The organism is Streptomyces sp. NPDC004667 (assembly GCF_040609475.1).
In the GTDB taxonomy this organism is placed as follows: domain Bacteria; phylum Actinomycetota; class Actinomycetes; order Streptomycetales; family Streptomycetaceae; genus Streptomyces.
Map to the genome: position 1 here is coordinate 1 of NZ_JBEXKC010000198.1, position 4,274 is coordinate 4,274.

Consider the following 4,274-nt stretch of genomic DNA (forward strand, 5'->3'; position numbering starts at 1 on the left):
GCCCCGCCGCGGGCGCCGTCCCCACCCCCGTCGGCCCGCTGGTCGGACGCGAGGACGCCGTCTCCCGGGTGTGCGCCGCCGTCGAGGCGGGACGCCTCGTCACGCTCACCGGACCCGGCGGGGTCGGCAAGACCCGCCTGGCCCTGGCGGTGGCCGCACGGCTGGCGGCCGGCCCGGGTCCGCAGCCGCGGCCGGACACGGACCGGGAAGACCCGTACCGCGACGGGATCCGTTTCGTCGAACTCGCCGGTGTGCGGACCGGGGTGGCGTCGGCCGTGGCCGCGGCCCTGGGCGAGCGCGAGGACGTCGCGGGGGGCGGCCCCGGCGGACGCCCGGCGGACGACCGTGACGAGGCGGTCGCCCGGTGGCTCACGGTGCTGCTGGCCCCGCGCCGCATGCTGCTCGTCCTGGACAACTGCGAGCACGTGGTGGACGAGGTCGCGGCACTGGTCTCCCGGCTGCTGCGGGGCGCGCCCGGCGTACGGGTCCTCGCGACGGGCCAGGAGCCCCTCGCCGTCGCCGGGGAGGTGCTGGAGCCCGTATCGCCGCTGGCCGGGCCGGAGGCGGTACGGCTGTTCGCCGAACGGGCGGCGGCGCTCGCGCCAGGCTTCGCGGTGACCGGGGAGAACGAGGAGGCCGTCGCCCTGATCTGCCGTCGGCTGGACGGCATCCCGCTCGCGCTGGAACTGGCCGCCACCCGCGTGCGGGCCCTGGGGGTGCACGCGCTGGCCGACCGCCTGCACGACCGGTTCCGCCTCCTCAACCAGGCGCGCAGGGACGCCCCGGCCCGCCAGCGCACCCTGCGCGCGATGATCGACTGGAGCTGGGGGCTGCTGTCCCCCGCCGAGGGGACGGTGCTGCGCCGACTGGCCGTGTTCCGCGGCGGCTTCACCCTGGAGTCGGCGGAGGAGGTCTGCGCCGGCGACGGCATCGCCCGGGAGGACGTCCTCGACGTGGTGGCACGGCTGGTGGACTGCTCGCTCGTCACGGTGGCGTACGGGGGCGCGGGCACCCCGACGGGCACCGGCGGCGTGCGGTACCGGACGCTGGAGTCCGTCACGGCGTACGGCCGCGAACGGCTGACGGAGGCCGGCGAGGCCCGCGCCCTGCGACAGCGGCACGCCGACCACTTCACGGACCTCGCCGAGCGGGCGGCGGCCGGCCTCCACGAGCCGGGCCAGCGCACCTGGCTGGACCGCCTGGACGCGGAGCGGACCAACCTGGCGGCGGCCCTCGACCACGCGGCGGAGGCAGAGCCGCCGTGCGGGCTCGCGGTACGCCTCGTGGAGGCCCTGGCCTGGTACTGGTTCCTGCGCGGCCGGATCGCGGAGGCACGCGCCGCACTGGCGGCGGCCCCGGAACGCGCGGAGGCCGACGGCGCCACCGGGCCGGCGGCCACGCTCCGGGCCCTGCGGGCGGCGTTCGACGTGTTCGCGGGCGAAGACGACCCGGGCCCGACGGGATGCGCCGACGCCCGACCGCGGGCCCGCTGGCTGCTGGAGTTCGCCCGGCTGTGCTTCACCGGAGCCGCCACCGGGCCGGACGGCGGGGTCCTGGACACCCTGCCGGACACGTTCCGGGCCCGGGGCGACCGCTGGGGCGAGGCAGCCGCGTTCAGCTCCCTCGCCACCCGTGCCATGTACCGGGGCGACCTCGCGGACCTCGACCGGCACGCCCGCGCGGCCGCGGCCCTCTTCGACCGGCTCGGTGACCGGTGGGGCCGACTGCAGAGCTCCGAACAACTGGGCGTGCTCGCCGAGATCCGCGGCGACTACCCGACGGCCGCCCGGCTGTACGAGGACGGGGTGCGCACCGCACGGGAACTGGAACTGTGGACGACGGTCTCCTTCCGCCTGGCCAGGCAGGGCCGCATCGCCCTGCTGACCGGCGACCTCGCGCGGGCGGAGCTGCTGCACGAGCGGGCCCGGGAGATCGCGGTGGAGCAGTCGCACCGGCCGGCCGAGCAGTTCGCGGTGATCGGCCTGGCGCTGGGTGCCCGTCGCGGCGGCGACCCGGCGGCGGCCGAGACCCTGCTGCGGCCCTGGCTCGACTGGAACCGGCGGCTGGGCGTGGACGCGGGAGCCGCCCTGGTCCTGGCACAACTCGGCTACGCGGCCGAGCTCCGGGGCGACCTCGACCTGGCCCGGTCCCTGCACGAGGAGGGCCTCGACGCCGCCCGCCGCACCGGCGACCCCCGGGCCCTGGCCCAGGCCTTCGAGGGCCTCGCGGGCGCCCTGGCGGCACCCGCCCCGGCCACCCCGCACCACCCGGCCGCCCCGCACCACCCGGCCGCCCCCGCCCCGACTCCCGAGCGCCGACGGACCGACCTGCTCCGGGCCGGCGAACTCCTGGGCGCCGCCCACGCCTTGCGGGAGTCCGTCGGCACACCGCTGCCACCCGCGGAACGCTTCGACGTCGACCGGGCCGCCGCCCGGCTCCGGGACGCCCTGGGCGAACCGGAGTACACCCGCGCCTTCACCACCGGCCACCTCTCGAACGAGCAGTACGCCCGCTGCTTCGGCGAGCCGCCCGCCCGGGCATGAGGCGGCACGCCCCGCGCGGAGCCGCCGCACGGCCCTTCGGAGCGCCCGACCGCCGGACGGTGCTCCCGGCCGTTCGCCGAACGCCCGAGCGCGGCCCGGCTTGAGGGCTGGCCCCATCGGCGTAGCGTGAAAAGAGACGCCCGGGACCCCGGCGGTCGGCGCCGGTGTGCGTGCGGGCGCCGCGAGGAGCGTCGGCCATGGCAAAAATTTCCCTGGACCAGCTGCGCGAACGGGTGCGCGGCGCGGTCGTGACCCCCCAGGACGCGGCCTACGACGAGGCGCGCAAGGTCTACAACGCCATGATCGACCGGAAGCCGGCGGTCGTCGTGCGGTGCGCCGGCGCCGCCGACGTCATGGCGACGGTCGACTTCGCCCGGGAGAACGGGCTGGACCTCGCGGTGCGCGGCGGCAGTCACAGCGTGCCCGGCTTCGGCACCTGCGACGACGGCGTCGTCGCCGACCTGTCCGGGATGCGGGGGGTCCGCGTCGACCCGGGCGACCGGACGGCGCGCGCCGAGGGCGGCGCGACCTGGGGCGACTTCAACGCGGCCACGCACGTCTTCGGCCTGGCGACGACCGGCGGGATCATATCCACCACCGGTGTGAGCGGGCTCACCCTGGGTGGCGGCATCGGCTACCTCTGCCGCGGGCAGGGCCTGAGCTGCGACAACCTGATCTCCGCGGACGTGGTGACCGCCGACGGCCGGCTGGTGGTCGCCAGCGAGGACGAGAACGAGGACCTCTACTGGGCCCTGCGCGGCGGGGGAGGGAACTTCGGAGCGGTGACCTCGCTCGAATTCCGACTGGCCCCGGTGCAGGACGTGTACGGCGGGCCCATGCTCTTCGAACTGGCCGACGCCGGCGCCGTCCTGCGCGGGTACCGCGAGCTCATCGCAGGCGCACCGCGGCAGCTGGGCGGCTTCCCCGCCTTCCAGATCGCCCCGCCCCTGCCCTTCATCCCCGAGGACCGGCACGGGGAGCCCTTCATCCTGATCGTGGCCTGCTGGGCCGGCCCGATCTCGGAGGGCGAGCGCGCCGTGCAGCAGTTCCGCGAGTTCGCGCCCGTGGTCGCGGAACACGTCGGACCGATGCCCTATCCCGCGTTGAACAGTGCCTTCGACGCCCTGGTACCGCCCGGACTCCAGCACTACTGGAAGGCCAACTTCGTCACCGAGCTCACCGACGCCGCGATCGAGGCCCACCTGGTCCACGGTCCCCGGGTCCCGGTGGTGAACTCGACCGTCCACATCTACCCGATCAACGGCGCCTGCCACGACGTCCCGCAGGACGCCACGGCCTTCGCCTACCGGGACGCCTCGTTCGCCACGGTCATCGCCGGCATGTGGCCCGACCCGGCCGACAACGAGGCCAACACCGCCTGGGTGCGCGACTACTACGAGGCGACCGCTCCGCATTCAGAAGAGGGCGGCTACGTCAACTTCATGGCCGGTGACGACCAGGACCGGATCCGGGCCAACTACAAGGGGAACTACGACCGGCTCGTGGAGGCCAAGCGGGCCTACGACCCGGACAACCTGTTCCACCTGAACCAGAACGTGAAGCCGTAGGCCGTCGTGTCCGGCCGCGTCAGCCGACGCGGCCGGACACGACGAGGTGGGGTGCCGGGGTTGCGGTGGCGGGCCAGGCAACACGGCTCCGCGGGGGGAAGCTCCCGCCGCCGCGAGGCCCCCCGGCACCCGGCCCCCGACACAACATAATAGAACAACACAC

General features: G+C 75.8%; 2 protein-coding genes. Both read left to right on the forward strand.

Annotated elements, in window-relative coordinates; all coding sequences use genetic code 11:
• Positions 1-2,543: AAA family ATPase (locus ABZW32_RS39040; RefSeq protein WP_356225563.1), on the forward strand; the 2,543-nt coding region annotated here is incomplete at its 5' end.
• A 197-nt stretch (positions 2,544-2,740) separates the two neighbouring features.
• Positions 2,741-4,111, forward strand: coding sequence for an FAD-binding oxidoreductase (locus ABZW32_RS39045; protein WP_356225565.1), 1,371 nt, complete (start codon positions 2,741-2,743; stop codon positions 4,109-4,111).
• Positions 4,112-4,274 lie beyond the last annotated feature (163 nt).